The sequence below is a fragment of the Priestia sp. TRN 1309 genome, from assembly GCF_050846875.1.
In the GTDB taxonomy this organism is placed as follows: domain Bacteria; phylum Bacillota; class Bacilli; order Bacillales; family Bacillaceae_H; genus Priestia; species Priestia zanthoxyli.
The window spans coordinates 1-25,751 of record NZ_JBOZGM010000012.1 but is presented as its reverse complement, the minus strand read 5'-3'; the positions used below and the strand labels follow the sequence as shown (position 1 = coordinate 25,751).

General features: G+C 37.6%; 29 protein-coding genes and 1 tRNA gene. 25 read left to right on the top strand and 5 right to left on the bottom strand.

Features of this window, described 5'->3' with window-relative positions:
- The first annotated feature begins 1 nt into the window (after nucleotide 1).
- The 5 genes from ACRPLQ_RS25685 to ACRPLQ_RS25665 all read left to right on the top strand — a co-directional run bounded on the left by ACRPLQ_RS25685 (nucleotide 2) and on the right by ACRPLQ_RS25665 (nucleotide 5,260).
- The gene (locus ACRPLQ_RS25685) at nucleotides 2-808 is read left to right on the top strand and encodes an ABC transporter permease (protein ID WP_028411893.1); all 807 of its coding nucleotides are present in this window, start codon (nucleotides 2-4) and stop codon (nucleotides 806-808) included.
- A complete protein-coding gene (locus ACRPLQ_RS25680) occupies nucleotides 805-1,878 on the top strand; it encodes an ABC transporter substrate-binding protein (protein WP_028411892.1) in 1,074 nt (357 codons plus the stop codon). The genes ACRPLQ_RS25685 and ACRPLQ_RS25680 overlap by 4 nt, the downstream gene beginning before the upstream one ends.
- A gap of 218 nt (nucleotides 1,879-2,096) precedes the next feature.
- Nucleotides 2,097-3,209 carry an acyltransferase gene (locus tag ACRPLQ_RS25675; protein ID WP_028411891.1) on the top strand — a complete coding sequence of 371 codons (1,113 nt, stop codon included), beginning with the start codon at nucleotides 2,097-2,099 and terminating at the stop codon, nucleotides 3,207-3,209.
- A 145-nt stretch (nucleotides 3,210-3,354) separates the two neighbouring features.
- Nucleotides 3,355-4,032: a response regulator transcription factor gene (locus ACRPLQ_RS25670; RefSeq protein ID WP_367078841.1), complete on the top strand. Its 678-nt coding sequence runs from the start codon at nucleotides 3,355-3,357 to the stop codon at nucleotides 4,030-4,032.
- Nucleotides 4,025-5,260 carry a sensor histidine kinase gene (locus tag ACRPLQ_RS25665; RefSeq protein ID WP_033580797.1) on the top strand — a complete coding sequence of 412 codons (1,236 nt, stop codon included), beginning with the start codon at nucleotides 4,025-4,027 and terminating at the stop codon, nucleotides 5,258-5,260. Before ACRPLQ_RS25670 ends, ACRPLQ_RS25665 begins: the two co-directional genes overlap by 8 nt.
- A 16-nt stretch (nucleotides 5,261-5,276) precedes the next feature.
- Here ACRPLQ_RS25665 and ACRPLQ_RS25660 read toward each other — a convergent pair whose 3' ends face one another.
- Genes ACRPLQ_RS25660 through ACRPLQ_RS25650 form a run of 3 tightly spaced genes read right to left on the bottom strand, consistent with a single transcriptional unit; the run spans nucleotide 5,277 to nucleotide 7,604 of the window.
- Complete coding sequence (locus tag ACRPLQ_RS25660; RefSeq protein ID WP_228123023.1) at nucleotides 5,277-6,167, bottom strand: RnfABCDGE type electron transport complex subunit D; 891 nt, start codon at nucleotides 6,165-6,167, stop codon at nucleotides 5,277-5,279.
- Nucleotides 6,148-7,077 carry an FAD:protein FMN transferase gene (locus ACRPLQ_RS25655; RefSeq protein WP_432236330.1) on the bottom strand — a complete coding sequence of 310 codons (930 nt, stop codon included), beginning with the start codon at nucleotides 7,075-7,077 and terminating at the stop codon, nucleotides 6,148-6,150. Before ACRPLQ_RS25655 ends, ACRPLQ_RS25660 begins: the two co-directional genes overlap by 20 nt.
- 14 nt (nucleotides 7,078-7,091) lie before the next feature.
- Nucleotides 7,092-7,604 (bottom strand): FMN-binding protein, encoded by a 513-nt coding sequence (locus tag ACRPLQ_RS25650; protein WP_033580799.1) that lies wholly within the window; start codon nucleotides 7,602-7,604, stop codon nucleotides 7,092-7,094.
- A 293-nt stretch (nucleotides 7,605-7,897) separates the two neighbouring features.
- On the opposite strand from ACRPLQ_RS25650, the gene ACRPLQ_RS25645 reads away from it, so the two are divergent.
- From ACRPLQ_RS25645 to uvsE, 4 genes are all read left to right on the top strand, one after another.
- On the top strand, nucleotides 7,898-8,980 hold the full coding sequence (locus ACRPLQ_RS25645) for a D-alanine--D-alanine ligase (protein ID WP_367078840.1): 1,083 nt from the start codon (nucleotides 7,898-7,900) through the stop codon (nucleotides 8,978-8,980).
- Between the two features lie 97 nt (nucleotides 8,981-9,077).
- Entirely contained in the window at nucleotides 9,078-10,460 is a 1,383-nt protein-coding gene (locus ACRPLQ_RS25640) for a UDP-N-acetylmuramoyl-tripeptide--D-alanyl-D-alanine ligase (protein WP_033580800.1), read from the top strand.
- A gap of 196 nt (nucleotides 10,461-10,656) precedes the next feature.
- Entirely contained in the window at nucleotides 10,657-12,168 is a 1,512-nt protein-coding gene (locus ACRPLQ_RS25635; RefSeq protein WP_028411884.1) for a DEAD/DEAH box helicase, read from the top strand.
- 94 nt (nucleotides 12,169-12,262) lie between these two features.
- A complete protein-coding gene (gene uvsE, locus ACRPLQ_RS25630) occupies nucleotides 12,263-13,234 on the top strand; it encodes a UV DNA damage repair endonuclease UvsE (RefSeq protein ID WP_033580801.1) in 972 nt (323 codons plus the stop codon).
- Between the two features lie 8 nt (nucleotides 13,235-13,242).
- Here uvsE and ACRPLQ_RS25625 read toward each other — a convergent pair whose 3' ends face one another.
- Entirely contained in the window at nucleotides 13,243-13,845 is a 603-nt protein-coding gene (locus ACRPLQ_RS25625; RefSeq protein WP_028411882.1) for a rhomboid family intramembrane serine protease, read from the bottom strand.
- 64 nt (nucleotides 13,846-13,909) lie between these two features.
- Between ACRPLQ_RS25625 and acpS the strand changes: the two genes are divergently transcribed.
- The 14 genes from acpS to ACRPLQ_RS25555 all read left to right on the top strand — a co-directional run bounded on the left by acpS (nucleotide 13,910) and on the right by ACRPLQ_RS25555 (nucleotide 24,813).
- Nucleotides 13,910-14,275, top strand: a complete 366-nt coding sequence (gene acpS, locus ACRPLQ_RS25620; RefSeq protein WP_028411881.1) for a holo-ACP synthase — start codon at nucleotides 13,910-13,912, stop codon at nucleotides 14,273-14,275.
- A gap of 58 nt (nucleotides 14,276-14,333) precedes the next feature.
- Nucleotides 14,334-15,392, top strand: coding sequence for a LolA family protein (locus tag ACRPLQ_RS25615; RefSeq protein WP_432236329.1), 1,059 nt, complete (start codon nucleotides 14,334-14,336; stop codon nucleotides 15,390-15,392).
- A 113-nt stretch (nucleotides 15,393-15,505) separates the two neighbouring features.
- Nucleotides 15,506-16,696, top strand: a complete 1,191-nt coding sequence (gene alr, locus ACRPLQ_RS25610) for an alanine racemase (protein WP_033580803.1) — start codon at nucleotides 15,506-15,508, stop codon at nucleotides 16,694-16,696.
- 200 nt (nucleotides 16,697-16,896) lie between these two features.
- A complete protein-coding gene (locus ACRPLQ_RS25605; protein WP_013055003.1) occupies nucleotides 16,897-17,178 on the top strand; it encodes a CopG family ribbon-helix-helix protein in 282 nt (93 codons plus the stop codon).
- A 4-nt stretch (nucleotides 17,179-17,182) separates the two neighbouring features.
- Complete coding sequence (ndoA, locus tag ACRPLQ_RS25600; protein ID WP_013055004.1) at nucleotides 17,183-17,533, top strand: type II toxin-antitoxin system endoribonuclease NdoA; 351 nt, start codon at nucleotides 17,183-17,185, stop codon at nucleotides 17,531-17,533.
- Nucleotides 17,534-17,690: 157 nt separating this feature from the next.
- Nucleotides 17,691-18,527, top strand: a complete 837-nt coding sequence (locus ACRPLQ_RS25595) for an RsbT co-antagonist protein RsbRA (RefSeq protein ID WP_013055005.1) — start codon at nucleotides 17,691-17,693, stop codon at nucleotides 18,525-18,527.
- Between the two features lie 2 nt (nucleotides 18,528-18,529).
- Complete coding sequence (locus tag ACRPLQ_RS25590) at nucleotides 18,530-18,886, top strand: STAS domain-containing protein (RefSeq protein ID WP_013055006.1); 357 nt, start codon at nucleotides 18,530-18,532, stop codon at nucleotides 18,884-18,886.
- 3 nt (nucleotides 18,887-18,889) lie between these two features.
- A complete protein-coding gene (locus tag ACRPLQ_RS25585) occupies nucleotides 18,890-19,291 on the top strand; it encodes an anti-sigma regulatory factor (RefSeq protein ID WP_013055007.1) in 402 nt (133 codons plus the stop codon).
- Between the two features lie 13 nt (nucleotides 19,292-19,304).
- Complete coding sequence (locus ACRPLQ_RS25580) at nucleotides 19,305-20,315, top strand: PP2C family protein-serine/threonine phosphatase (RefSeq protein ID WP_013055008.1); 1,011 nt, start codon at nucleotides 19,305-19,307, stop codon at nucleotides 20,313-20,315.
- Nucleotides 20,316-20,374: 59 nt separating this feature from the next.
- Nucleotides 20,375-20,707, top strand: coding sequence for an anti-sigma factor antagonist (locus ACRPLQ_RS25575; RefSeq protein WP_013055009.1), 333 nt, complete (start codon nucleotides 20,375-20,377; stop codon nucleotides 20,705-20,707).
- A complete protein-coding gene (rsbW, locus tag ACRPLQ_RS25570; protein WP_025753516.1) occupies nucleotides 20,704-21,189 on the top strand; it encodes an anti-sigma B factor RsbW in 486 nt (161 codons plus the stop codon). The genes ACRPLQ_RS25575 and rsbW overlap by 4 nt, the downstream gene beginning before the upstream one ends.
- Entirely contained in the window at nucleotides 21,155-21,949 is a 795-nt protein-coding gene (sigB, locus tag ACRPLQ_RS25565; protein ID WP_013055011.1) for an RNA polymerase sigma factor SigB, read from the top strand. The genes rsbW and sigB overlap by 35 nt, the downstream gene beginning before the upstream one ends.
- On the top strand, nucleotides 21,949-22,554 hold the full coding sequence (locus ACRPLQ_RS25560) for a PP2C family serine/threonine-protein phosphatase (protein WP_033580804.1): 606 nt from the start codon (nucleotides 21,949-21,951) through the stop codon (nucleotides 22,552-22,554). The genes sigB and ACRPLQ_RS25560 overlap by 1 nt, the downstream gene beginning before the upstream one ends.
- An 84-nt stretch (nucleotides 22,555-22,638) precedes the next feature.
- Nucleotides 22,639-24,813, top strand: a complete 2,175-nt coding sequence (locus ACRPLQ_RS25555; RefSeq protein ID WP_033580805.1) for a Tex family protein — start codon at nucleotides 22,639-22,641, stop codon at nucleotides 24,811-24,813.
- Nucleotides 24,814-24,870: 57 nt separating this feature from the next.
- Here ACRPLQ_RS25555 and cmpA read toward each other — a convergent pair whose 3' ends face one another.
- Entirely contained in the window at nucleotides 24,871-24,987 is a 117-nt protein-coding gene (cmpA, locus tag ACRPLQ_RS25550; protein WP_013055014.1) for a cortex morphogenetic protein CmpA, read from the bottom strand.
- A 109-nt stretch (nucleotides 24,988-25,096) separates the two neighbouring features.
- On the opposite strand from cmpA, the gene ACRPLQ_RS25545 reads away from it, so the two are divergent.
- Together ACRPLQ_RS25545 and ACRPLQ_RS25540 are read left to right on the top strand one after the other, a co-directional pair.
- The gene (locus ACRPLQ_RS25545; RefSeq protein WP_028411875.1) at nucleotides 25,097-25,546 is read left to right on the top strand and encodes a SprT family protein; all 450 of its coding nucleotides are present in this window, start codon (nucleotides 25,097-25,099) and stop codon (nucleotides 25,544-25,546) included.
- Nucleotides 25,547-25,680: 134 nt separating this feature from the next.
- Nucleotides 25,681-25,751 (top strand) — tRNA-Asn (locus ACRPLQ_RS25540).

Here is a 25,751-nt window from a genome sequence, read left to right as displayed (position 1 = left end):
AATGAAGAGAAAGTGGAAGTTCAGCCACCTTTATTTATTTTTTGTCTTTTTCATTTTATACGCGCCCATTTTTTATTTAATGTATTACTCTTTTAACAGCGGAGGAAACATGCGAGAGTTTGAAGGGTTTACGTTAGATTGGTACAAAGAAGTGTTTCAAGACACACGTTTGCTCATTATTGTCTTGAATACCTTAATTATTGCTCTATTGTCTTCGGTTATTTCAACGATTATTGGCGTGATCGGAGCACTTGCTATCGTATACGTGAAGCGTAGACGTGTTCAAAATACACTGTTAACATTTAATAATGTGTTAATTGTGAGTCCAGATGTTATTATTGGCGCATCTTTTTTAATTCTATTTACCATTATCGGTGTAAAGCTTGGGTTTATATCGGTATTATTAGCGCATATTGCATTCAGTGTACCGATTGTGGTCATCATGGTTCTGCCTAAGCTGCAGGAAATGAGTCCGACACTGCTCGATGCAGCCCGTGATTTGGGAGCAAGTCGCTTTGAAGTACTTTCGAAAGTGGTATTGCCATTTATTCGTCCGGGTATCTTTGCAGGCTTTTTTATGGCTTTAACTTACTCTTTGGATGACTTTGCGGTTACGTTCTTTGTGACCGGGAATGGTTTTTCCACGCTTTCAGTAGAAATTTACTCGTTAGCAAGAAGAGGGGTCTCGCTGAAAATCAATGCTCTTTCTACTCTTATTTTCATGTTTACCGTGCTGATTGTAATTGGTTATTACTTTATCAGTCAGCGATATAGCAATAAAGCGAAAGGGGTGGCGACTGGAAAATGAAGCAATTAGCAAAGCCGTTTATCTTCATCGTCATCCTTTCTTTCGTTCTTATGTATGTGGTTCATCATTTGAACAATGCCGAAGGATACTCTGGAGGAGACACGCTGACCGTCTATAATTGGGGAGATTATATTGATCCTGATTTAGTGAATCAGTTTGAAAAAGAAACCGGAATTAAAGTCATTTATCAGACCTTTGATTCGAATGAAGCAATGATGACAAAAATTGAACAAGGCGGTACGACATTTGATATTGCTGTTCCTTCTGAATACGCGATTAGCAAGATGCGTGAAGAAAATTTACTATTGCCAATTGATCATTCGAAGCTGCCTAATTTAAAATACATTAATCCGCGTTTTTTAGACCTATCTTTTGATCCTGGCAATAAGTACTCTATTCCTTATTTTTGGGGAACTGTGGGTATTGTTTATAACTCTGATATGATTCATGGTAAGAAGATAAAGAGTTGGAATGATTTATGGGATCCTAAGCTAAAAAATCAAATTTTACTTGCAGATGGCGCTAGAGAAGTGATGGGAATGGGGCTAAACAGCTTAAATTATTCATTAAATGATACGAATAAAGCTCATCTTCAAGAAGCAAAAAGAAAGCTTGATACATTAACACCAAACGTAAAAGCCATTGTAGGAGACGAGATTAAGATGCTCCTAGCAAATGAAGAAGCGGCAGTTGGCGTTGTTTGGTCAGGTGATGCTTCTGAAATTATGAGTGAAAACGATAAGCTGAATTACGTTGTTCCAGAAGAAGGTTCGAATTTATGGTTCGATAACATGGTTATTCCAAAAACGGCTAAAAACGTAGAAGGTGCACATAAATTCATGAATTTTATGCTAGATCCTAAACACGCTGCTCAAAATGCAGAATATGTAGGGTATTCTACGCCTAATAAAAAAGCGTTAGATTATTTGCCGAAAGAAGTAGCGAAAGATGAACGTTTTTATCCGGATGAAGAACTAACCAATAAGCTTGAAGTATATAATAACTTAGGCAAACGAATGCTTGCTTATTACAATGAATTATTTTTAGAATTCAAAATGCACCGTAAATAAAAGGTACTTAGTTAGGCCTTTATACTCAAGTTCTTTATTGTTTTTGTAAATTCAGTTGCGTGATAGCAAGAGGAAAGATAAAATACAAACGAGTAAAGCTAATAACATTTATTTTATGTTATTAGCTTTTTTATTTGTAAAACGGGAAAGATAAGAAAAAATTGAATGTTCTATTATTCATCTAGAATGTATATTTCACATTATATAGGAGAGAAAAAGTGAAGCAAAAACAAAAGCAGCATATTCAATCCATTTATTTTTTACGATTATTCGCTATGATGATGGTTGTGCTCGTACATGTAACAGCAGCGTATGCAACGGTACTGCCATTTGCAAGTGAAGCTTATCAGAAATATCATTTCCTTAACCGAATTGTTCGAATTGAAGCAGGGATCTTCATTGTGATCACAGGTTTAGTTTTCTTTTATAGTTACATTAACAAGCCGTTAACAAAGACTTTATGGAAAACGTATTATGCTCGAAGAGTGACATATATTTTAGTTCCCTATGTTATTTGGGCACTTATTTATGAATTTTATTCGTACTATGTGGGAGCAACAGAATTAAATGCAGCTGATATTGTGAAACGTATTTTACGCGGAGAGTCCTACTATCAGCTTCATTTTATCTTTTTAATTGTACAAGTGTATCTCGTGCTGCCGGTTTTTGTATGGCTAGCACAAAAAGTAACCATTTTTAAAAAATACATGTGGCTGTTTGGTATTATCATTCAGCTTGGTTATTTAATGCTTAACAATACGTATCATATCACTTCATTTAATTTATTTTTAAATACAATGGCTACGTTTTTACTCGGCGGTTGGATTGGTATTTATTATCGCGAACAAGTGGATAAAAAGTACAGTCGTTCAAATATTGTATTATTTCTGGTGACGCTCGGATCGGGAATAGCTATTTCACTGTTAAATTATCACTTATACACAATGAAGACAATTCACATTTCAGGCTTTACGTATGAGGCTGTTAATACGCTTTATTTGGTCGTGGGAAGTTATTTCTTCTTCCGAATTGCAGAGATATTAGCTGAAAAGCTTTCTGTGAAGTCCGTGACGGTCGTTAAAAATATTGCCATGTACTCGTTTGGATTTTACTTGATTCATCCAATGGTTTTAAACTTTGTGGCAAAAGCAGTACCAATACAAGGCAACTATATGTTTCACGTGGAAATCTTGGCACGTTATATTTTGACATTAGCGGGCTGTTACCTCATTATTTGGGGATGTCATCGTCTTTTACCGTTTGCTAGCTTTTTGTTTGGTAAACTGCCAAAAGAAGCGGTGTTCATTTACCGACGTCCTGATCATAAATAGCGTTTAGTTAAAAGTTATGCCTGCTTGCAGGCATAACTTTTTTTATAAAGTATAAGAGATGATAACGCGCTAGTTTTAAAATATTTTTAAAAGTGACATGCTAAGATAATGATTATTTAGGTAATCACAAAAGGGGGAATTTGATATGCGTGTACTTGTGGTAGAAGATGATGCTTCATTATTACACGGTATCGTAGAAGGCTTAAAAGAAGAAGGATATGAAGTTGATTGTGCGTCTGATGGAGATGAAGGTTTGTTTTTAGCAGAGCAGAATATTTATGATGCCTTAATTTTAGATATTATGCTGCCGGGTATGACAGGGCTTGACATACTAAAAAAACTAAGAAAACAAAAGGTGTTGACCAAAGTTATTTTTCTTACTGCAAAAGATAGTGTAGAAGATCGAGTGAAAGGACTCGACTATGGAGCCGATGATTATTTGGTTAAGCCTTTTGCCATGGCTGAACTTTTTGCGAGGTTAAGGGCAATGCTTAGGGACTTGCAGGCAGAAGAAGGTATGATTTCATATGGTCCCATTTCTATACGAGAAGCCAATCATGAAGTAGTGATTAATGGAAGTGTCCTCACGTTAACGATTAAAGAATTTCAGCTTTTGGAATATTTTATTCGAAATAAAGAACAAATCCTTATTCGAGATCAAATTTTTAATCGGGTATGGGGTTTTACATCCGATGTAGGAGTGGGCGTAGTTGATGTTTATGTTCACCATTTAAGAAAGAAGCTTCAGCCTTTTAATTGTGACAATTATGTACGTACAGTCAGAGGCGTAGGCTTTATGTTAAAAGGGGAAGAGCATGTTTAAAAAGACGAGAATCAGGCTTGTGTTATTTAACACAATGGTGCTGATGGTTATCTTGAGCATTTTTAGTGTGGTTTTATATTTTTACATGCAGCATCTTATTTTTTTAAACCCGGACAATCGGCTAAGTGAGATGAGCGAGCAGGTTAAAAAAAGAAATTTACATGAAATTCAGGAAAACAATGAGAGAGAAACAGAACGTCGCGTTGCGTTTTTACTTTGGAGCAGTGATAAAAAATTAATCAAAATTACACCTAAAAAAGGGTTATATACAAACGATATTGACGACTTTAAGCCTGCGCTCTCAGAAGGGAAAATCAAAACGTCGCAAGAGGTAAACGGTCATGCTTATCGAGTGATGAATGTGAAAAATGAAGGATATATAAAAGATCAAGACGTTTCAACAATTCAACTTGTCTTAAACGTAGATCCAGAAACTCAAACCTTAGAGCACCTTGCTTTTCTTCTTGTCATTTCAGCTTTTATTGGACTGCTTCTTTCCCTTGTAGCTGGCTTGTTTTTAGCCAATCGAGCGCTTGTACCTATTCAAAAATCTTGGAACAAACAAGTCGAATTTATTGCAGATGCTTCCCATGAGTTAAGGACGCCTCTTTCCGTGATGCAAACGCATCTCGAGCTATTGTTTAGACGACCAAATCATACGATTGAGCAAGAAAGCGAAAACATTTATCAAAGCTTAAACGAAGTAAAGCGGATGACGAAGCTGGTGGGCAACTTACTAACACTCGCTAGATCTGATTCAAGTGCACAGCTGCTAAACAAAACGGTCTTTAATATGGGTGAGCTAGTTGATAAAGTAGCTAATCAGTTTGAGCCTATATTTGAATTAAAGGAGCTGCATTTCACAAGGGAAATTGAATCGTTAATGTTCGGAGGAGATCAAGAACGACTTCATCAGCTATGTATGATTTTGTTAGACAACGCTTTTAAGTACACCCCACCTGGAGAAAGCATTCATATTAGTCTAAAGAAACATCATCACTCTATGACGCTAATTGTCAAAGACACAGGCATTGGAATTGAAGCGAAAGATCTTCCGTATGTGTTTGATCGCTTTTATCGAAGTGATAAGAGTCGGGCGCGTGCCGAAGGAGGATCAGGTTTAGGGCTCGCGATTGCCAAATGGATTGTACAAGCTCATGACGGAGAAATTAAGGTTTTTAGTCAAAAAAACGTGGGTACGGAATTTTATGTGAAAATTCCGCTATGAAAAAAGCTGCCTGTCATTAGGCAGCTTTTTTTGTCACTTTTTTGTTTGCAGTCTTCCATGCTTTCCATGCATTAGCAAGTAACAGGCCGATTAATAAATAGGCAAGGCCGCCAAAAACTAAGTAATCTACGGCGCTAATCGCCCCTGCAAGCATCCCAAATTTTATTTGGTCTTTATACTTCGCAGGAGAAGTTGGCGGATCCGTCACCATAAAGAAGGCTAAAAATAAAGCGGAATTAACAAAAGGAGCTCGTAAAGCATCCGCTACATCACCTACTCCTATTAATGACATAATCGTAAAAATAGCAAAATACACGCCTAAAAACGCAAATACTTGAGGGAATTTATTTACTTTGCTCGTCACAAGGTACCCTGTCACAAACACGAATACAATGAGCCAGACGGGTAGTAAAGATAAGCTTCCCCACCAGCTTTGGCCGCTTGAAAAGACAATAAGTGAAAAGAGAAGACCAAAAGCGGCAGGGTTAAAAATAGGCTTCTTTTTTACTTTTACTAAGTGCTTCGATAAAATAGCAACAGCTACAGTGCAAAATGTGACCCAAGCAGGTGTAGAGGTGCTGAGCACTAAGGCAATAATTAATCCAGTAATAATTCCGCCGTCAGGAAGCTGAATTTTCTTTTTATAAGCAAAAGAAAATCCTAAATCTAAGGCGGCCGCTGAGCATACGGCGAGTAGTAGGTGTCCTAATCCTTGAAAGGCAGAAGAGTTGAATTCACCTAATAAGGTTAAAAGCAGCAGCATAGCCATCACGTATCTTTTAGGTGTTTTAACTAGCTGCCCCCACCGACTTATTTCTTTTGGTTTGTTTTCATCTACAATAATATAACCTTTGGGTGTACTAATATATTTAACACCGCTTCTTCGTTCAGAACGTGTGGTCATCATTCATTAATTCCTCCATATCTGATGTGAAAAAAGGAGTGAAACTAGAATCGAAGAGTACGCCGCGTACGTCGGCATCATTCAATAAATTTACTCCTTTTTCCGCTCCTAAAATAAAAGCTGATGTAGATAATGCATCGGCCAGCATGGCAGAAGGAGCAATAGCTGTACAACTCATTAGACTGCTTCTAGTAGATGGAGATAAGGGATTAACCAAATGATGCATGAATGGTTGCGTCTTATTTTTTCTAGCATAATTTCCTGATGTGCAGACAGCCGTATCTGTTACACGCAAGGTCAGTAATGACTGCGTTTGAATCTGAGGGTGCTGAATCCCGACTTTCCACAAATCTCCGTGTTGATTGAGTCCTTTAACTAGGATGTCTCCTCCGGCATTAATCATAAAATGCTGATAAGGAAGGGAGCGGGCAGCCAAATCAATAGCTAATCCTTTGGCGACCGCTCCAAGATCTATAATCATCGGTTTTTGTAAGAGAACCGTTTTTTTATGTGTATTCAATACGATGTCTTTATAACTTCCAGAATCGACTGCTTCGTTCACTTGTACGGGCTTTCCATCTAAATAATGTTCGTTAAAACCACGTTTTTCTAATTGTTTTCCTACCGTTGGGTCAAAGATTCCATGCGTTTCATCTGCTACTAAGATAGCGAAATGAAGGGCTTCAAATAATAGGGGGCTAACAGCAACAGGTTCTTTGATATGTCTAATTAGCTTCATAACTTCGCTTTTGGCATCAAATCGACTGCATGTCGTTTCGACGGTCTTAAAAATAGTAAATGCCTTTGAGATATGGTGAAGGACATTTGCTTCCTCCGATTGGGGAGCAATTACTTGAATGGACACGGTTGTTCCCATACATAAGACAGAGCGGCTATACGTTTTTATGGACATCATTCGTTTCTCCTTTATGCATTCATTGCTTGCTGAAGGGCGTCATCCACGGCATTTTGAAAATCTTCTGTGCTAAGCGTTGCTCCGCTCACGACGTCGACATCTGAGCTTTGTCTTTGTACGACTTGAGACGGAAGATCCTCAATGTAACTCTCAGAATAGTGAGTATCCGCTTCTGTAATTTCAACTGTATCAATTCGGTCGTTTTTAATGGTCACAGATACGTAAACAGTTCCGATACGGTTGCTTCCTTGACCAGAATACGTTCCATCTTTGTATTTTGTTTTAGGAGCAGAACTTTCGGTACTCGCTGATGAAGGGTGCTTATTAGAAGAAGCGATATCTTCTCCCCAGTTATCATTAACAATCGTTTGATTGTCTGTCTGATCTCTCGTTTTTTTCTGATGATGAGCCGGTGTGACTTGAACAGCTTGAGCGTCAGATAGAGTGTTTATATAACCAGTTGCATAAATACTTCCAATGGCTACGCTGCATGCAGCAATCATCGTTTTTCCCATTTTACTCATATTTGTTGAACCTCCTGATTTATACCAGAACTATAGTTTCGATTATTGATGGTGATCTTTAGCATAAATAAACTTTATAAATAAACTTTTAAAAAAGATTTAAAATCAAAAAAGTTTTTTCAAAAATAAATGATTCAAGTGAAAAGGTCATTTTAAATAATGAAAGGAGAAGCTGGAATTTCTTTCACAAGCCTAGCTATTTTGACATACGTAATAATAGTTAATATTTCTGTTTACTATCTAAACGTGCATGATAAAATAGAAAAGATGAATATGTGTTAGGAGGAACATCAGTGAAAATTAAGCTTGGCCTTTTATACGGAGGAAAATCCGCTGAACATAAAGTATCTTTACAAACAGCTCTAGCAGTTTCAAAAGCAATTAATCACGATAAATATGAAGTGCATCCAATTTACATTACAGAAACAGGAAAATGGATTCGCGGCACACAGCTGACTGGTCCGCTTGAAACAGTTGCTCAATTAGAAATTCAAGATAACGGAACAGCTATTTCACCAGTTTCATTGAATACAGAAATGTTTGCATTAACAGATTCAAAAACAGATGATCAACTAGATGTTATTTTCCCACTTCTTCATGGTCCAAATGGAGAAGATGGTACGGTACAAGGATTATTAGAATTATTGAATATTCCTTATGTTGGAAACGGCGTATTAGCTTCAGCAGCTGGTATGGATAAAGTTGTAATGAAGCAGCTGTTTGCACAGGCAGGTCTGCCTCAAGTGGAGTACGTATCATTTATCCGCCGCGAGTGGGAAGCAGATCGAACGGCTGCTTATGAAAAAGTAGAAACACTTGGATACCCTTGCTTTGTTAAACCAGCAAACTTAGGTTCAAGTGTTGGGATTAGCAAATGTGATAACCGCGAAGAGTTAGAAGCGGCATTTGTTGAAGCCTTCTTATTTGATCGAAAAATCATTGTAGAAGCAGCAGCAGTTGGTCGTGAAGTTGAAATTGGTGTGTTAGGGAATGATGAAGCAACTTGTTCAGTAGTTGGAGAAATCTTACCTAAAAAAGCGTTTTACGATTACAAAGCAAAATATGAAGACGGCGATACAGGTCTTATTATTCCAGCTGAAATTACAGAAGAACAGCATCAAGAAATGTCAGCACTAGCAATCAAAGCATTTAAAGCAATTGATGGATCTGGTCTTGTACGTGCAGATTTCTTCTTAACATCAGAAGGTAAATTCATTATTAATGAAGTGAATACGATGCCTGGTTTTACACCTTTCAGTATGTTCCCGTTATTGTGGAAACACGCAGGTGTTGAATATCCAGATTTAATTGAAAAACTTGTATCACTAGCAATTGAACGTCATACCGAAAAGCAGCAAATTAAACACACAATGTAACTCACACAACACTATTCATCATGAATAGTGTTTCTGTGTTTAGTTTCAATTAAATAGTATCCATAGTTTACTTTATATCGAGAGGAGCAAACCAACCATGATTAAACGTACGCTTAAACAGCTAGCTGCAATGATTCCAGGAAGTGTATTTCATAGCGGGAACGAAGCAACTGTAATTGAGGGAGTCTCAATTGATACGAGAACTATTCAGCAAGGCAATTTATATATCCCAATTAAAGGGGAACGTTTTAACGGGCATGTATTTGTCGATAAAGCAATTGAAAACGGAGCGGTCGCTACTCTGTGGAACAAAGATGAAGAAAACCCACCGACAGACATTAGCGTTATTTTAGTCGATGATACGCTAGAAGCTCTTCAGCAATTAGCGAAATCCTATCGTCACGAGTTAGATATTAAAGTAGTGGGCATTACAGGAAGTAACGGAAAAACAACGGCAAAAGACATGGTGAAAGCTGTGCTTGATACAACTTACCGTGTTCTGAAAACAGATGGAAACTTTAATAATCATATTGGCATGCCGCTTACTATTTTGCGTTTAGATGAAACTCATGATATTGCCGTTTTAGAAATGGGCATGAGCAGCCGAGGAGAGATTGAGTTTCTTTCTAATTTAGCGGAGCCTGATGTGGCCATTATTACAAATATCGGAGAATCGCACCTTCAAGACTTAGGAAGTCGTGATGGAATTGCGGAGGCAAAATTAGAAATTACAAGCGGCTTAGCACCAACAGGTCAGCTTGTCTATAATGGTGATGAGCCACTTTTAACGTCGCGCGTAGTTAATCCAGCATTTGAAACGGTGACATTTGGCAGCTCAGAACAAAACGATTTGTATCCAAGTGCTATTTCAGCCGAAGAGTTAGGAACAACATTCACTGTTTCACGTGAAACAACATATTCATTCTTTATCCCGGTATTAGGTAAACATAATGTTCACAATGCGCTTTCTGCTATTGCGGTAGGTCATTATTTTGGACTAGACAACGAAACAATCGCTAAGGGGTTAAAAGAATTAAAGCTAACAAATATGCGTATGGAGCTTGTAAAACGAACAGATGGCCTGACCTTCATTAACGACGCATATAACGCAAGTCCAACGTCCGTTAAAGCTGCTATCACGTTGATGCATGATTTAGAAGGCTATAAGCAAAAAATTCTTGTTCTTGGGGATATGCTTGAATTAGGCGATCAGGAAAAAGAGTTCCACAAAGAAGTGGGAGAGTTTATTCAAGCAGAAAAAATTGATTATGTTCTAACATACGGTCCTTTATCTGTTGAAATTGAGCAAGGAGCAAAAAATAATTTTGCAGAAGATAAGGTAATACACTTTGAGGAGAAAGATGAGCTTGTTGAAAAATTAACAGCGATTACAACAAGAGAAGATGTGGTTTTAGTGAAAGCATCTCGAGGGATGAAGCTTGAGGAAGTTATCTCAAAAATGATGCATAAATTACCGTGATATTAAAAAGAGTATAAGTAAGCTCTATTGCAAACGGAAAGCCATAGTGTTATGATGTAGTCTGAGTGTCTTGAGGCGCTTATACTCTAAACGTTGAATTTATTGAAGTAGTCGTTTAGAGCATTTTCCGTTTCCTCGGAGAATGCTTTTTTTTGTAAAATATAGATAGTCTAAATATAAAAGGAGTTTGAAAAACTTGGCATTATTTCAAGATTTAGGATTAAGTCAACAGCTTAACAAAGCTGTGAGTAAAATGGGTTTTGAAGAAGCAACACCAATTCAATCAGAAACTATCCCATTAGCACTAGAAGGTCACGATTTGATCGGACAAGCACAAACAGGAACAGGGAAAACAGCGGCATTTGGTATTCCTCTTATTGAAAAAGTTGATGTAAACGTAGATGCAATTCAAGGGTTAATTATTGCTCCTACTCGTGAACTTGCTGTACAGGTATCTGAAGAACTTTACAAAATTGGTCAAACAAAGCGCGTACGCGTGCTATCAATTTATGGTGGTCAAGATATCAGTCGTCAAATTCGTGCATTGAAAAAGCACCCTCATATCATCGTAGGGACACCAGGACGTATGCTAGATCATATTAATCGTCGTACACTTCGTCTACAAGACGTTCATACAGTTATTTTAGATGAAGCAGATGAAATGTTAAACATGGGATTCATCGAAGACATTGAAAAAATCTTATCAAACGTACCTGAGAACCACCAAACACTTTTATTCTCAGCAACAATGCCTACTCCAATCCGTCGCATTGCTGAAAAATTCATGAACGAACCAAAAGTGGTAAAAGTAAAAGCAAAAGAAGTAACGATGCCAAACATTACGCAGTATTATTTAGAAGTACAAGAAAAGCGTAAATTTGATATCCTTACTCGTCTTTTAGATATGCAATCACCTGAATTAGCTATCATCTTTGGTCGTACAAAGCGCCGTGTTGATGAGTTATCAGAAGCATTAAATATGCGTGGTTATTCTGCACAAGGTATCCATGGTGACTTGACACAATCGAAACGTCTATCTGTACTACGTCAATTTAAAGAAGGTTCTATTGATGTATTAGTTGCGACAGACGTAGCTGCACGCGGACTTGATATTTCTGGTGTTACTCATGTATACAACTTTGATATCCCTCAAGATCCGGAGAGCTATGTACACCGTATCGGACGTACAGGACGTGCTGGTAAAATGGGTGCTGCTATGACATTTGTAACGCCAAGAGAAACTGGACAGTTACACAATATTGAGCGTACAACAAAACGTAAAATGGAGCGTATGACTGCTCCAACGCTTGATGAAGCAATGGAAGGTCAACAGCGTATTGCAGCTGACAAATTAACGGAATCTGTGACACAAGGCAACTTATCTTACTACAAACAGTTGGCAGAAGAGTTACTTGAAGAGCACGATTCAGTTTCATTAGTGGCAGCGGCAATCAAATTATTTACAAAAGAACCAAATGAATCACCAATTCAATTAACTGCTGAACCACCGGTAATTGCAAAAGGTGATAAAAACAAACGTGGAAATGGCGGAGGTCGTTCACGTTCTAACTCTAAAAACTACTCACAGCAAAATCGTCGTGGAAACTCAAAGCGTTTTGGTGACAAGCGTCGCGGTGGAAGCAACGGCAGTGATAATAGAAATCGCAATAGCAGCAGTAATCGTAAAGATTCTCGCAGCAAAGCGTAAAATAAAAACGAGCCTTAACAGGCTCGTTTTTTTATGTGTTAATTGCTATTTTATTGGTGCACACTATGAGTAAAATAAAATGGGGTGTTCACTGATGTCGACCATTGTTCGGTTAGGTTATGTGGCGATGAGCGTTCATTTGGAAAATAGTTCTCCTTCTCAAACAATGACTTTTGCACAATTTCAGCGTGTGAAAGACCATGAAGCGGCCATTCGCAAGCTCGAACGTATTGCAATATCCAACTTAGAAAACTGCTTACGGTTATTAAAACATAATGCGTGGAGTGAAATTGAGTTTTTTCGATTCAGTTCTAAGTTAATTCCATTAGCTAACCATGAGGCACTAAAAGAGTGGAACTACATAGCTCCTTTAAAAGATGCTCTTCAGCGTATTTCTGTATTTTTGAAGGAACATCCAATGCGAGTAGATTTTCACCCGGATCATTTTGTTGTTTTAAACTCAACGGATAAAGAGGTTTTTAAGCATTCTATCCAAACTCTTCGCATGCATCAAAAGTTGCTGAAAGGAATGGATATTCCGCTTCAAAATCGCTGTGTTCTACATGTTGGAGGAGCTTATAATGATAAAGAAAAAGCACTGGAGCAGTTTATTCATAATTGGGGGCTTGTACCTCAATCCCTTCAGCAAATGATTATGTTGGAAAACGACGATACAACCTTTCATATAAAAGACGTCTTGTATTTATGTGAAAAACTAAATGTCCCAATCATTTTTGATCTTCATCATCATCAGGCGAACAACGATGAAACTTCATGGCAAGAGCATTGGGACCGTATCATTAGAACATGGGAACATGAAACACTTCCTCTAAAAATGCATATATCTAGTCCTAAAAGTGATAAAGAATTTAGAGCCCATGCAGATTATATCGATGTTAATGGGTTTTACAGCTTTTTAAAAGAAGTAAATGGAACGATACCGCAAATTGATTGCATGATTGAAGCTAAGAAAAAAGATGAAGCGCTCTTTCAGTTAGTAAGAGATTTGAAGACTTATGAAGATGTGGAATTTATTAACTCATCCACTTTTTATATTAAATCCTAAAGCAGGCCTCATATCTGTGGCTTGTTTTTCTGTTTGAACGTAAGAAAAGCGAGAAGAAATCCAGCAATACCTCCAGCGAAATGAGCTGTATTGTTGGTTCCTGGCGTTAGCAGACCTGAAAGTAATCCAATAATTAAAAAGACGACAATGATTTGCTGGTTGCTTTTAGAAAGCATATGCTTTTGTTTTATGACAAGATAGAGGTAAAATCCGAGCAGTCCGAAAATGGCACCGGATGCACCCACATGGCTGTAAAAAGAAGATTGAATTAGAAATGTAACGATATTTCCAAGCAATCCACACGTAAGGTAGAATAGAAGAAACTTATAAGAAGAAAGAATACGCTCAGCGCCTGGTCCTAACAAGAACAATGAAAATGAGTTAAAAAGAAGATGTGAAAAGCTTAGATGTAAAAAGATAGGTGTGAAAAGCCGCCAGTAGTCTCCTTGGGAAATTAAACTATTCACACCAATAAGCTGATGTATAAAAGATTCTGCAAGGTGTGAGGGAAGAGCGGCAAGTAACCATAGCGCAATGTGGATGCAGATAAGCGTGAAGGTAACAGGATAAAAACGTTTAAATTCAGCTGCATTTTCTGTGCGTACGAACATATTTGTCACTCCTTTTTATAAAGGCATTTTTATATACTATTCTGTAAGAGAGGATTAAATGAAAATGATTATAGGAACTGGAATTGATATTACAGAGTTAGAGCGGATTGAAAAAATGGTGCAGCGTCAAAGCGCTTTTATTACTCGGATTTTAACAAAAAATGAAAGAGAACGCTATGAAAAGCTATCAAGCCGACGTAAGGTCGAATTTTTAGCAGGAAGATTTGCTGTGAAGGAAGCATATTCGAAAGCTCTTGGAACAGGAATAGGAAAAGATTTCAGCTTCCAAGATATCGAAATCGTGAATGATGAAAGAGGGAAACCCCACATTGTTACAAAACAACCACTGGAAGCGTCTGTACACGTATCTATTTCCCACAGTGCGCACTATGCGATTGCTCAAGTAATTATTGAACGCTTGTCAAGCTAGTCTGCATATTCACTATTTCTTGTTCATATATTCATAGTGTGGATAGGGGAGACAAGATATGTTCTTGCTTCTCCGTTTAGCTGTGAATATACAAAACAAAGGAGTTGGGGAAATGCATAAAAAATGGATTGGCTTATTTGTTTGCGCCTTTTTTCTCTTAGCCTTATCAGCATGCGGTGAAAAAAGTCAGCAGGATGTAACAGATGCATTGGATGCCAAGGTACAAGAAATGGCGGGGTATAAATCAGATGCTAAGATGACATTGAATACAGGGAAAGATGCTCAAGTATACGATGTAGAGATTTGGCATAGTAAGCCTATGTACTATCGAGTGAATTTGAAAAATACAAAGAAAGATCAAAGCCAAATGATTTTGCGTAATGATGAAGGGGTTTTTGTTTTAACGCCTGCCTTAAATAAAAGCTTTCGTTTTCAAAGTGACTGGCCGCAAAATAGCAGTCAAGCTTATTTGTATGAATCCCTTGTCCAAGATATTGTGAAGGATGAAAAGGCAAGTTTTAAATCAACGGATAAACATTATATTTTTGAAACAAAAACGAACTATCAAAATAGCACAATGCTTCCTAAACAAGAAATTACGCTGAACAAAAGTGACTTAGCGCCTGTGTCGGTTAAAATTATGGATACGGATAATAAAGTTTTAATAAAAGTTGATTTCTCTAAGGTGAAATTCGATTCTAAGTTTGATAAAGGGGCTTTTGATACAAAAAGAAACATGACAAGTGCAAAGATTGACATTCCGACATTAGCTCAGCACAAATCATTTAGCGTTCTTTATCCTAAGGACGTTCCAAAAGGTACAAAGCTGTCCAAGGAAAAGAAAATCGAGACGGAAAATGGTGAGAGAGTCGTTTTAATGTACAAAGGAGAAAAGCCGTTTACGCTTGTACAAGAAAAAGCGCAAGTAGCTAAAACAGCAACATCTACAGTTACTGCCGGAGAGCCATTTGATTTAGGTTTTACTGTGGGAGCTTTAACGGATAAAAGTCTATCTTGGACATATAATGGAGTAGACTTTATGCTGGCTTCTGATCAGCTGACACCAGATGAATTGAGTACAGTTGCTAGATCTGTGCAAAGTCAGATGGGAAAATAAGAGAAGCTTACAAGCCTGCATATATGTAGGCTTGTTCTTGCTTAATTTGAATAAAGATCGAGATGAAGTTTGGCTATAGATGTATTATACTAACAGAGGAAAGTACGTTTAGAATGGTTCTGAAAAAAGGAAGTGTCGTAGTAATGGATGCATTTTATAGAGAAACATGGGCAGAAATTGATGTAGAAGCCATTTTTCAAAATGTGAATCATGTAAGAGAACTGATACCGGGGCATAAAACGTTAATGGCCGTAGTAAAAGCGAATGCGTACGGGCATGGAGATAAAGAAGTAGCAGAGATTGCGCTTCAAGCTGGCGCTGATATGCTAGCTGTAGCTTTTTTGGATGAAGCTATTGCTCTTCGAAAAAAAGGAATAAAGGAATCCATTTTAGTATTAGGAGCCGTGCCTCCCTTACACATTCAAACTGCATTGGAGTGGGATGTAACGGTCACTGCTTATAGCAAAGCTTGGATTGAAGAAGCGGCGTCCATTCTAGGTGCAAACAGTCAGTTGCATATGCATTTAAAAATAGATACAGGCATGGGTCGCTTAGGAATTAGAACAAAAGAAGAATTACACGAAACGATGAATATCATCACTTCTCATTCAGGATTCGCGCTGGATGGAGTGTTTACACACTTTGCAACAGCAGACGAGCTAAATTCGTCTTATTTTGAAGAACAATACACATTCTTTGAAGAAATGGTTCGAATTGTGAAAGAACATAATTTTACACCTCCGATGATTCACTGTGCAAATAGCGCAGCTTTGCTTCGTCGTCCGAGCGATATCTTTAATGGCGTACGCTTAGGTATCTCTATGTATGGCCTGAGTCCTTCAGAGGAATTAAAAGAAGTCTTGCCAATTCCGTTAAAACAAGCTTTTTCGCTGCACAGCCGTATTGTGCATGTTAAAAAAGTCAAAAAAGGGAGTCATATCAGTTACGGAGCTACTTATGAAGCTAAAGAAGATGAATGGATTGCTACTATTCCAGTAGGATACGCAGACGGCTGGATTCGTAAACTAAGTAATTTTGAAGTGTTAGTAGATGGAGTTAAAGTGCCAATTGTTGGTAGGATATGCATGGATCAATTGATGATTAAATTGCCTAAAATGTATAAAATGGGTACAAAAGTAACATTTATTGGAAAACAACAAGGTGCTGAAATTACAATTGATGAAGTAGCAAAGCATCTTGAAACAATTAATTATGAAATCCCTTGCATGATTGCAGCAAGGGTTCCGAGGGTTTATACAAGAGATTCTCAGCACATTCATGTTAATAATTATATCTTGCGCTGAATATACATCTTCCTGAGTCAACATAAAAAGCCTGCGAACAAAAGACAATAAAATAATAACTTCCATGCATAAAAGAGGGTATCAATTGACGATAATAGTGTAGAAATTGACAGAATTAACTTTCCATTAAAGCTAATCAATGTTATGATAAGGAAAGATGAGACTATTGGTGTGTGTATTGATGTTGGAGGTGTATGTTTGTGTCTGAAGCGAGCGCAACTACAGAAATCCTAGTAAGATTACCGAAAAATTTAGTATCGGAGCTCGATCTTATGGTTAAACAAGAAAATGGCAACCGAAGTGATTTTATTCACCAAGCAACAAAATTGTACCTTCGTGAGCGAAAAAAACGCCATATTCGCGAATCAATGAGACGTGGATATATGGAGATGGCAAAGATAAACTTAAATATTGCTTCCGAGGCTTTTCTAGCAGAGTATGAAGCTGATCATACTGTGGATCGTTTAGTAAGCGGGGGGTAATGACTTGGTAGTCAAACGTGGCGACGTTTATTTTGCTGACCTATCTCCTGTTGTTGGCTCAGAACAAGGAGGCGTTCGCCCTGTACTTGTCATTCAAAATGATATAGGCAATCGTTTTAGCCCAACTGTTATTGTAGCTGCGATCACTGCTCAAATTCAAAAGGCAAAGTTACCTACGCATGTTGAAATTGATGCAAAGCGCTATGGATTTGAGCGAGATTCAGTTATTTTACTAGAACAAATTCGTACTATTGATAAACAGAGGCTAACAGACAAGATTACCCATTTAGATGATGAAATGATGGACAGAGTGGATGAAGCCTTGCAAATCAGTGTAGGACTTATCGACTTTTAGAATTATACTTCCATTTATGCTAAGTTGCTCCTTTATGAGCAACTTTTTTAATTTGACTAGGAATAATCAGTAAACGTATATTGTAATAAGAAACGTTTTAAAAATGATAATATATATATAGATATAAATGAGTGTATTGACTCACAAGGAGGACCTCATGAATCAAGATTTATTCAATTATATACAAAATCATAAATCAGAAATTTTTGATCGATGGCTAGTGTTAATGAATGATGTGGAAACAGAGCGGATTAAAAACATTGTATCCGAGCAAGTGTACGTAAATGTAAGCTCTGATTTTGTAAATTTACTTTTGGCAAAAGCATTCCGTGATCAGGAAAATTTTGCAGAGGAACTAGAGGAAGTAGTAGGACGAGTTGTGAGTTTAGGATGGCCTCTTGCTTATTTGACACAGGGTGTACGTAACTTGGGTCATGTAGTGGTTGAAGGGTATGTAAACAGTGAACATGTAAAGGCTGATCAAACTCATTCTGAATTATTCTATCGGTTTGACAAGTGGTTAAGCCCTATTTATAACAAAATAGTAGAACAATACTCCAACTCGTGGGAAAATACAGTTATGTTGCAAAAAGTTGCACTTCAAGAATTGTCTGCTCCATTAATACCGGTATTTGATAAAATTACGGTAATGCCGCTTGTGGGAACAATTGACACCGATCGTGCAAAGAAAATTATGGAAAACTTACTGCAAGGTGTCGTAAAGCACCGATCAGAGGTCGTATTAATAGATATTACCGGAGTACCAGTAGTGGATACGATGGTTGCCCATCATATAATTCAAGCTGCTGAAGCCGTACGTTTGGTTGGAGCCAAGTGTTTGTTAGTAGGAATTCGTCCGGAAATTGCTCAGACTATTGTGAACTTAGGTATTAACTTAAATGAAATTATTACGAAAAACTCATTAAAAAAAGGTGTAGAGTTTGCGTTAGAAATGACTGAGCGGAAAATAGTTGATATAGAATCGGAGGAATAAACGTGAGAATACCCATTTTGAAATTGTACGACTACTTATTGGTATCCATTCAATGGGAGCTGGATGATCAAACGGCTATTCAATTCCAAGAAGATTTGCTAAGTAAAATTCATCAAACTGGAGCAAAAGGAGTGGTAATCGATTTAACTTCAATTGATATGATCGATTCATTCATCGCAAAAGTGTTAGGTGACGTGGTTAGCATGTCTAATTTGATGGGGGCCAGAGTAGTATTAACAGGTATCCAGCCTGCAGTAGCTATTACACTTGTTGAGTTAGGGATTGGCCTAAACGATGTTCTTACTGCACTCGATTTAGAAAAAGGTCTTGAGAAACTCCAATCGGAATTGGGGGATTAGTATATGGAATTCCAATCCAGCGTAAAAATCGTAACAGAATGGGACATCGTAGCGGCACGCCAATTAGGTAGAAATGTGTCGAAAGAGCTAGGGTTTGGAACAGTTGACCAAGCTCGTATTACAACCGCCATTTCTGAATTAGCTCGTAATATTTACCTATATGCGGGTAAGGGTCAAATCTATATTGAGAAATTAAATCGTGGAGGAAAAAACGGTCTTCTTGTCGTAGCAACAGATGAAGGGCCAGGTATCCCCGACGTTCGCAAAGTAATGGAAGATGGATACTCAACATCGGGTGGACTAGGAGCTGGGCTTCCTGGGGTAAAACGATTGATGGATGAGTTTGACATCGAAACAAATGTCGGAGAAGGTACTGAGATTAAAGCAGTTAAGTGGCTCCGGTAGGAGGAAATAGATAATGTCTTTTGATAAAGAGATGAGAGATTTATACAAAGATATTTTGGGGAACTATATCCAAACACAAAATGAACAAATTTTGTATCAAGGACAAAAACTAAGTAGAAAATCTTTAGAGAATGAAATATCGCCAGAAGATATTGTGAGCATTCATAAAGAAGTGATTGAAGAAATTTATTCTGATATTCCAGAAAAAGTGCTGCATTCTCTGGACTTTTTACTTGAGGTAATGATTAGCTACGGTCTTGCTCTTCGTGAGCATCAAACATTAAAAAATAAGCAGCGGGAACTTCGTTCTGAAATCGAAGTTGCCGCTAACGTCCAGCAGACGCTGTTAGGGACAAAGGTTCCGGCTAGTTCAACTTTAGAAATTGGCGCGATTAGCGTACCTGCTAAACAGATGAACGGAGATTATTTTCACTTTGTAGAAGAAGAGCACGGTGGGTTAAGTATTGCCATTGCCGATGTGATCGGAAAAGGAATTCCAGCTGCAATGTGTATGTCTATGATCAAGTATGCAATGGACAGCTTACCGGACTCAAGAAAAAATCCAAGTTACGTATTGGAGAACTTGAATAATATTGTAGAGAGAAACGTAGATCCAAGTATGTTTATTACGATGTTCTACGGAAGTTATAATCCCGAGACAAACTTATTTGATTATGCATCTGCAGGGCATGAGCCAGGCTTTTATTATGATGCCAAAGCTGATTCATTTGAAGATTTGGAAGCAAAAGGACTCGTGCTAGGAGTCGATCGCCATGTGAAATATCTTCAGTACGAGCAGCAGCTTTCAAAAGGCGATATGATTGTTCTGTTAACAGATGGTGTAACAGAATGCAGAACTGAAGAAGGATTTATCGAAAGATTGGACATCATAAAATTAATTCGAAAATACATGCATTTGTCTCCTCAAGAAATTGTAGAATCTGTATATAAAGAGCTGGAAAAATTACAGCATTTTCAATTGAGAGATGACTTTACATTGATTATTTTGAAGAGTTTAGTTTAAGTATTCTAAATAAGGGTACAGAAAAGATAGCACAAAATTAGAGGGGGTCTACTAATACGATGAATTTAAAAATAGATATACAAAAGGACGGTCAAGCATATCGTATTAAGCTGGCTGGAGAGATTGACGCATATACAGCACCTAAGCTAAAAGAAAAGTTCATGGAAATTACTGAACATACTGAACCGGAAATTATAGTCGATTTAACCGATGTATCATACATGGATAGTACAGGACTAGGTGTATTTATTGCATTGTTAAAAGCCAATAAGAAAAATAACGGCTCTTTGAAATTTGTTGGTGTATCAGAGCGCATCAAGCGCTTATTTGATATTACGGGCCTCACAGACATTTTAAACGTGAATTCACAAGTAGAAGGTGGCGTAAAATGAAACAGCCTTATGACTTTGTTGAGATGAAGATTCCTGCTAAGCCAGACTATGTAGCGATTATTCGACTGACGCTGTCTGGTGTAGCGAACCGGATGGGTTTTTCTTATGATGAAATTGAAGATATGAAAATTGCTGTGAGTGAGGCATGTACAAATGCCGTACAGCATGCTTACAAGAGTGAAGAAAATGGTGAAGTGAGAGTAGGTTTTGGTTTATTTGATGACCGTTTAGAAATCATGGTGGTCGATAAAGGCGAAAGCTTTAATTTTGAAGAGCTTAAGGAACATATAGGACCTTATGAAACATCAAAAGAAGTTGAATTTCTTCCTGAAGGTGGACTTGGTTTATATTTAATTGAAACACTAATGGACGAAGTGAAAATGGTCAATTCAAAAGGTGTAACGCTAATGATGACTAAGTATGTGCAAAGAGAGCAGGTGGAGAGTGATGAAAACACAGTCTCAACCTATGAAATTAACTAAAGAACAGGTTCAGGAACGAATTGAGCGCTTTCAAAAAACGCAGGATGAAGAAGCACAAAGTGATCTAGTAGTACATTACAAGAACCTTGTTGAATCTATTGCACGTCGTTATTCAAAAGGCAGAAGCTTACATGAAGATATTGTGCAGGTAGGGATGCTAGGACTGTTAGGAGCTATTAGAAGGTATGATGCTTCATTTGGAAGAAGTTTTGAATCGTTTGCTGTTCCTACAATCATTGGAGAGATTAAGCGATTTTTACGCGATAAAACGTGGAGTGTTCACGTACCGCGCCGCATCAAAGAATTAGGTCCTAAAATTAAAGCAGCTGTCGAAGAGCTAACAACCCGTTTACAGCGATCTCCTCAAGTAAAAGAAATTGCTGATCATATCGGAGTGACAGAGGAAGAAATTTTAGAAACGATGGAGATGGGGCAAAGTTATCAAGCGTTGTCTGTTGATCATTCTATTGAAGCAGACTCTGATGGAAGTACTGTTACAATCCTTGATTTAGTAGGTGAACAAGAGTCGGGTTATGAGAAAACTGATCAGCGCTTAGTGTTAGAAAAGATTCTTCATGTATTAAGCGATAGAGAAAAAGAAGTAATTCGCTATACATTTATTGAAAATCTGAGTCAAAAAGATGCCGGTGAGAAATTAGGGATTTCTCAAATGCATGTATCTCGACTGCAAAGAAGAGCTCTTGATAAGCTAAGGACTGCAGCTCGCTCAGATTCTAACGATTCGGAGTATATGTCGTGATGACAGTAGACCCGAATACAAAGTCGATTCAAACTCATATATATCAAGAGCCAAAGCAAGGGAACGTGTGTTGTGGAGATAGTTACTATGTCAAAGAAACGGATGATTATTTTCTATGTGCAGTGGCAGATGGATTAGGAAGCGGTGAACAAGCCAGAGCCGCTTCTGTAGCTGTTACGGATGTAGCGAAAGCTCATCATCATCTAGATGTAGATGAGATCATTTCTAAGTGCAACAAGGCTACTCGACATACAAGAGGCGCAGCAGTAGCTATTTTGAAAATTGATAAAAAACATAACGAATTTCATTACACAAATGTAGGTAATATCCGCTTTTATCTGTATTCTCCGGAGGGGAAATTAACGTACCCTCTGCCAATTCAAGGTTTTTTATCAGGGAAAATTCAAAAGTTCCGCACACAAACCTTCCCATATGACTCCGGTTCTAAATTTTTGATTCATACAGATGGCTTAGAATTAAAAGAGATTAAATCTGTTTTTGCTAACTCGATGAATGTCGATCAATTGTCGACACGCCTACAGGCAGCAATTCGATCTCATAATGACGATATTACGTATATCGCTGGTCATCTTCCAACTGCATAGCCTTTCTTTTTAGCTCACATGTGTTATTGCATGTGAGTTTTGTTACAATAGAGACAAAGTTTCATTTAGGTAGGAGGATAAGCTGTGTCTGTTGCAACGAAATTAGATAATCAAATTGTTCAACGTGTAAGTAAAGAGGTAGAGATTTCACACAAGCAAGTACAAAACGTAATTGCTTTAGTAGAAGATGGTAATACAGTTCCCTTTATTGCTCGATATAGAAAAGAACAAACTGGTGCTTTGGATGAAGTCCAAATCCGGAATATTTTAGATTCCTGGAACTACTTAATGAATTTAGAGGAGCGTAAAGAGGAAGTTCACCGATTAATTGAAGAGCAAGGGAAATTAACTGAGGAACTGTCTGCTCAAATTCATCAAGCGAAGAAATTGCAGCAAGTAGAAGATTTATACCGCCCTTTTAAGCAAAAACGACGTACAAAAGCAACTGTAGCAAAAGAAAAAGGTCTTGAACCATTAGCACAGTGGCTACTAAGTTTCCCGAATTCTGACGTAAACATTGAAGCGCAAACATACATAAATGAAGAAGCAGGAGTTCAATCTTCTGACGAAGCTATTCAGGGAGCCCTAGACATTGTAGCGGAACAAATTTCTGACGAAGCATCTTACCGTCAATGGATTCGTACGACCACTGTAAAAGATGGCATAATTGTTACTTCAGTCAAAGATCCGGAAAAAGATGAAAAAAATATCTATGAAATGTACTATGAATATACAGAAGCGGTAAAGCGAATCGTTCCTCATCGTATTTTAGCTATGAATAGAGGAGAAAAAGACGGTATTTTAAAAGTGAGTATTGATGCGCCTACAGATCGTATTCTTTCATATTTACATAAAGAAGTAATCAAGAAAAGGGATTCTTCAGTTGAAGGTTATATCATCTCAGCTATAGAAGATGCTTATAAACGCTTAATAGAACCATCTATTGAACGCGAAATTCGTAAAGACCTATCAGAAAAAGCGGAAGAAAGAGCCATTCACATCTTTTCTGAAAACTTACGAAAACTTCTTCTCCAACCTCCATTGAAAGGGAAAGTGGTATTAGGAGTAGATCCAGCTTTTCGAACAGGCTGCAAATTAGCTGTAGTAGATGAAACAGGCAAGGTATTAAAAATTGATGTTATTTATCCACATCCTCCTGTGAGAAAAGCAGCTGAAGCACAAAATAAATTAAAGAAAATGTTCGCTGAATACCCTATTGAAGTAGTGGCAATTGGAAATGGAACGGCATCTCGCGAAACGGAGCAATTTGTAGCGGATGTTCTTAAAGAAATTGAAAACCCAGTTTATTATTTGATTGTGAATGAAGCGGGAGCAAGCGTATATTCGGCTTCTGATGTTGCTAGAGAAGAATTCCCTGATTTTCAAGTAGAAGAGCGAAGCGCTGTATCGATTGCCAGAAGGCTGCAAGATCCGCTGGCTGAGCTTGTGAAAATCGATCCTAAGTCGGTAGGAGTAGGGCAATATCAGCATGATGTGTCTCAAAAGCAATTAAATGATTCACTGACTTTTATTGTAGAGACAGTAGTAAACCAAGTAGGAGTGAATGCAAACACGGCTTCTGCTTCGCTTCTACAATACGTTGCTGGTCTAAATAAGACAGTTGCTCAAAACATTGTAAAATATCGGGATGAAAACGGAAAATTCTCTAACCGAAAACAGTTGAAGAAAATTCCGCGTCTAGGGGCTAAAACATATGAGCAGTGTATTGGGTTTTTACGTATTATAGAAGGTGAAGAACCTTTAGACAGAACGGGTATCCATCCTGAAACATATGGAGACGTTAAAAAGCTTTTAAAGAAAGCGGAAGTGAAAGAGACTGAACTTGGAACGGAGAAAGTAAAAGAAGCATTAAAACATATTTCTTTACCCGAAATATCAGAAGAACTAAGTATAGGGGAGCTTACTTTAAAAGACATTATAGAAGCGCTCGTAAGACCGGAAAGAGATCCTCGTGATGAACTGCCAAAACCTTTGCTCCGTCAGGATATTTTGAAGCTAGAGGATCTAGCAAAAGGTATTCAGCTTGAAGGAACGGTGCGAAACGTCGTAGACTTCGGAGCGTTCATCGATATAGGAGTTAAGCAAGACGGTCTAGTCCATATTTCTAAATTAACGAATCGGTACGTTAAGCATCCCCTCGATGTCGTTTCAGTAGGAGATTTGGTGAATGTGTGGGTAGAAGACGTAGATATGAAAAAAGGAAGAGTTGCACTGACGATGATTCCGCCCCATCAATAATAAAATTGCCTTTTCAGATTTTCTGAAAAGGCAATTTTATTTGTAAAAAGAAGTGATTTAAGAAGCGGAATTATTTTTTTGATAAAAAAACCAACATTGGTTGAGCAATTTTATTTGTGCACGGTCTTTTTCAGAATAAGCGCGCCTCATTTGTTTTTGTAGCCACATTGGCATAAGGACAATCACTCCTTTTCATTTATGATAAGGTGAATAGTGAGTATGTAATGAAGTGTATGCCCAAAGAGCTAGTCAGGTGATTTCATACAGTAGAGGAGTATATAAGATGAATGATAAGGATTTACAAATACTTGTAGAAGAAATTTCATTGAAGCTGTTTCACAAACCATTTCGTCATGAAGCCACTTTTAATTCTCGGTTACGTACGACAGGCGGAAGGTATTTGTTACGTACATCTAATATAGAAGTAAACTACAAATACTTTGAACAATATGGCACACAAGAAATAGTAGAAATTATTAAACATGAGCTCTGTCACTATCATTTGCATATTGAGGGGAAAGGGTATAAGCATGGAGATCAAGACTTTAAAAGGTTAATGAAAGAAGTAGACGCACCTCGATTTTGTCAGGCATTGAAAAAAGAAAGTGATGGAAAGAAAAAAGAGCACATATATGTATGTATGCAGTGTGATCAAAAATATGTTCGAAAAAGAAAAGTGAACACAGTTAAATATGTTTGTGGGAAGTGTAAAGGTAAATTAAAAAAAATGTAGAAGATGCTTGACTAAAATAGATTCATTATGGTAAATTAATAAAGCCGTCTCAAATAAACGGCAAAGAAATTACAAAAACTTATTGACATTACATATAATGTCGATTACAATGTAAGAAGTCTGATAAATATTATTCCACAGTAGCTCAGTGGTAGAGCTATCGGCTGTTAACCGATCGGTCGTAGGTTCGAGTCCTACCTGTGGA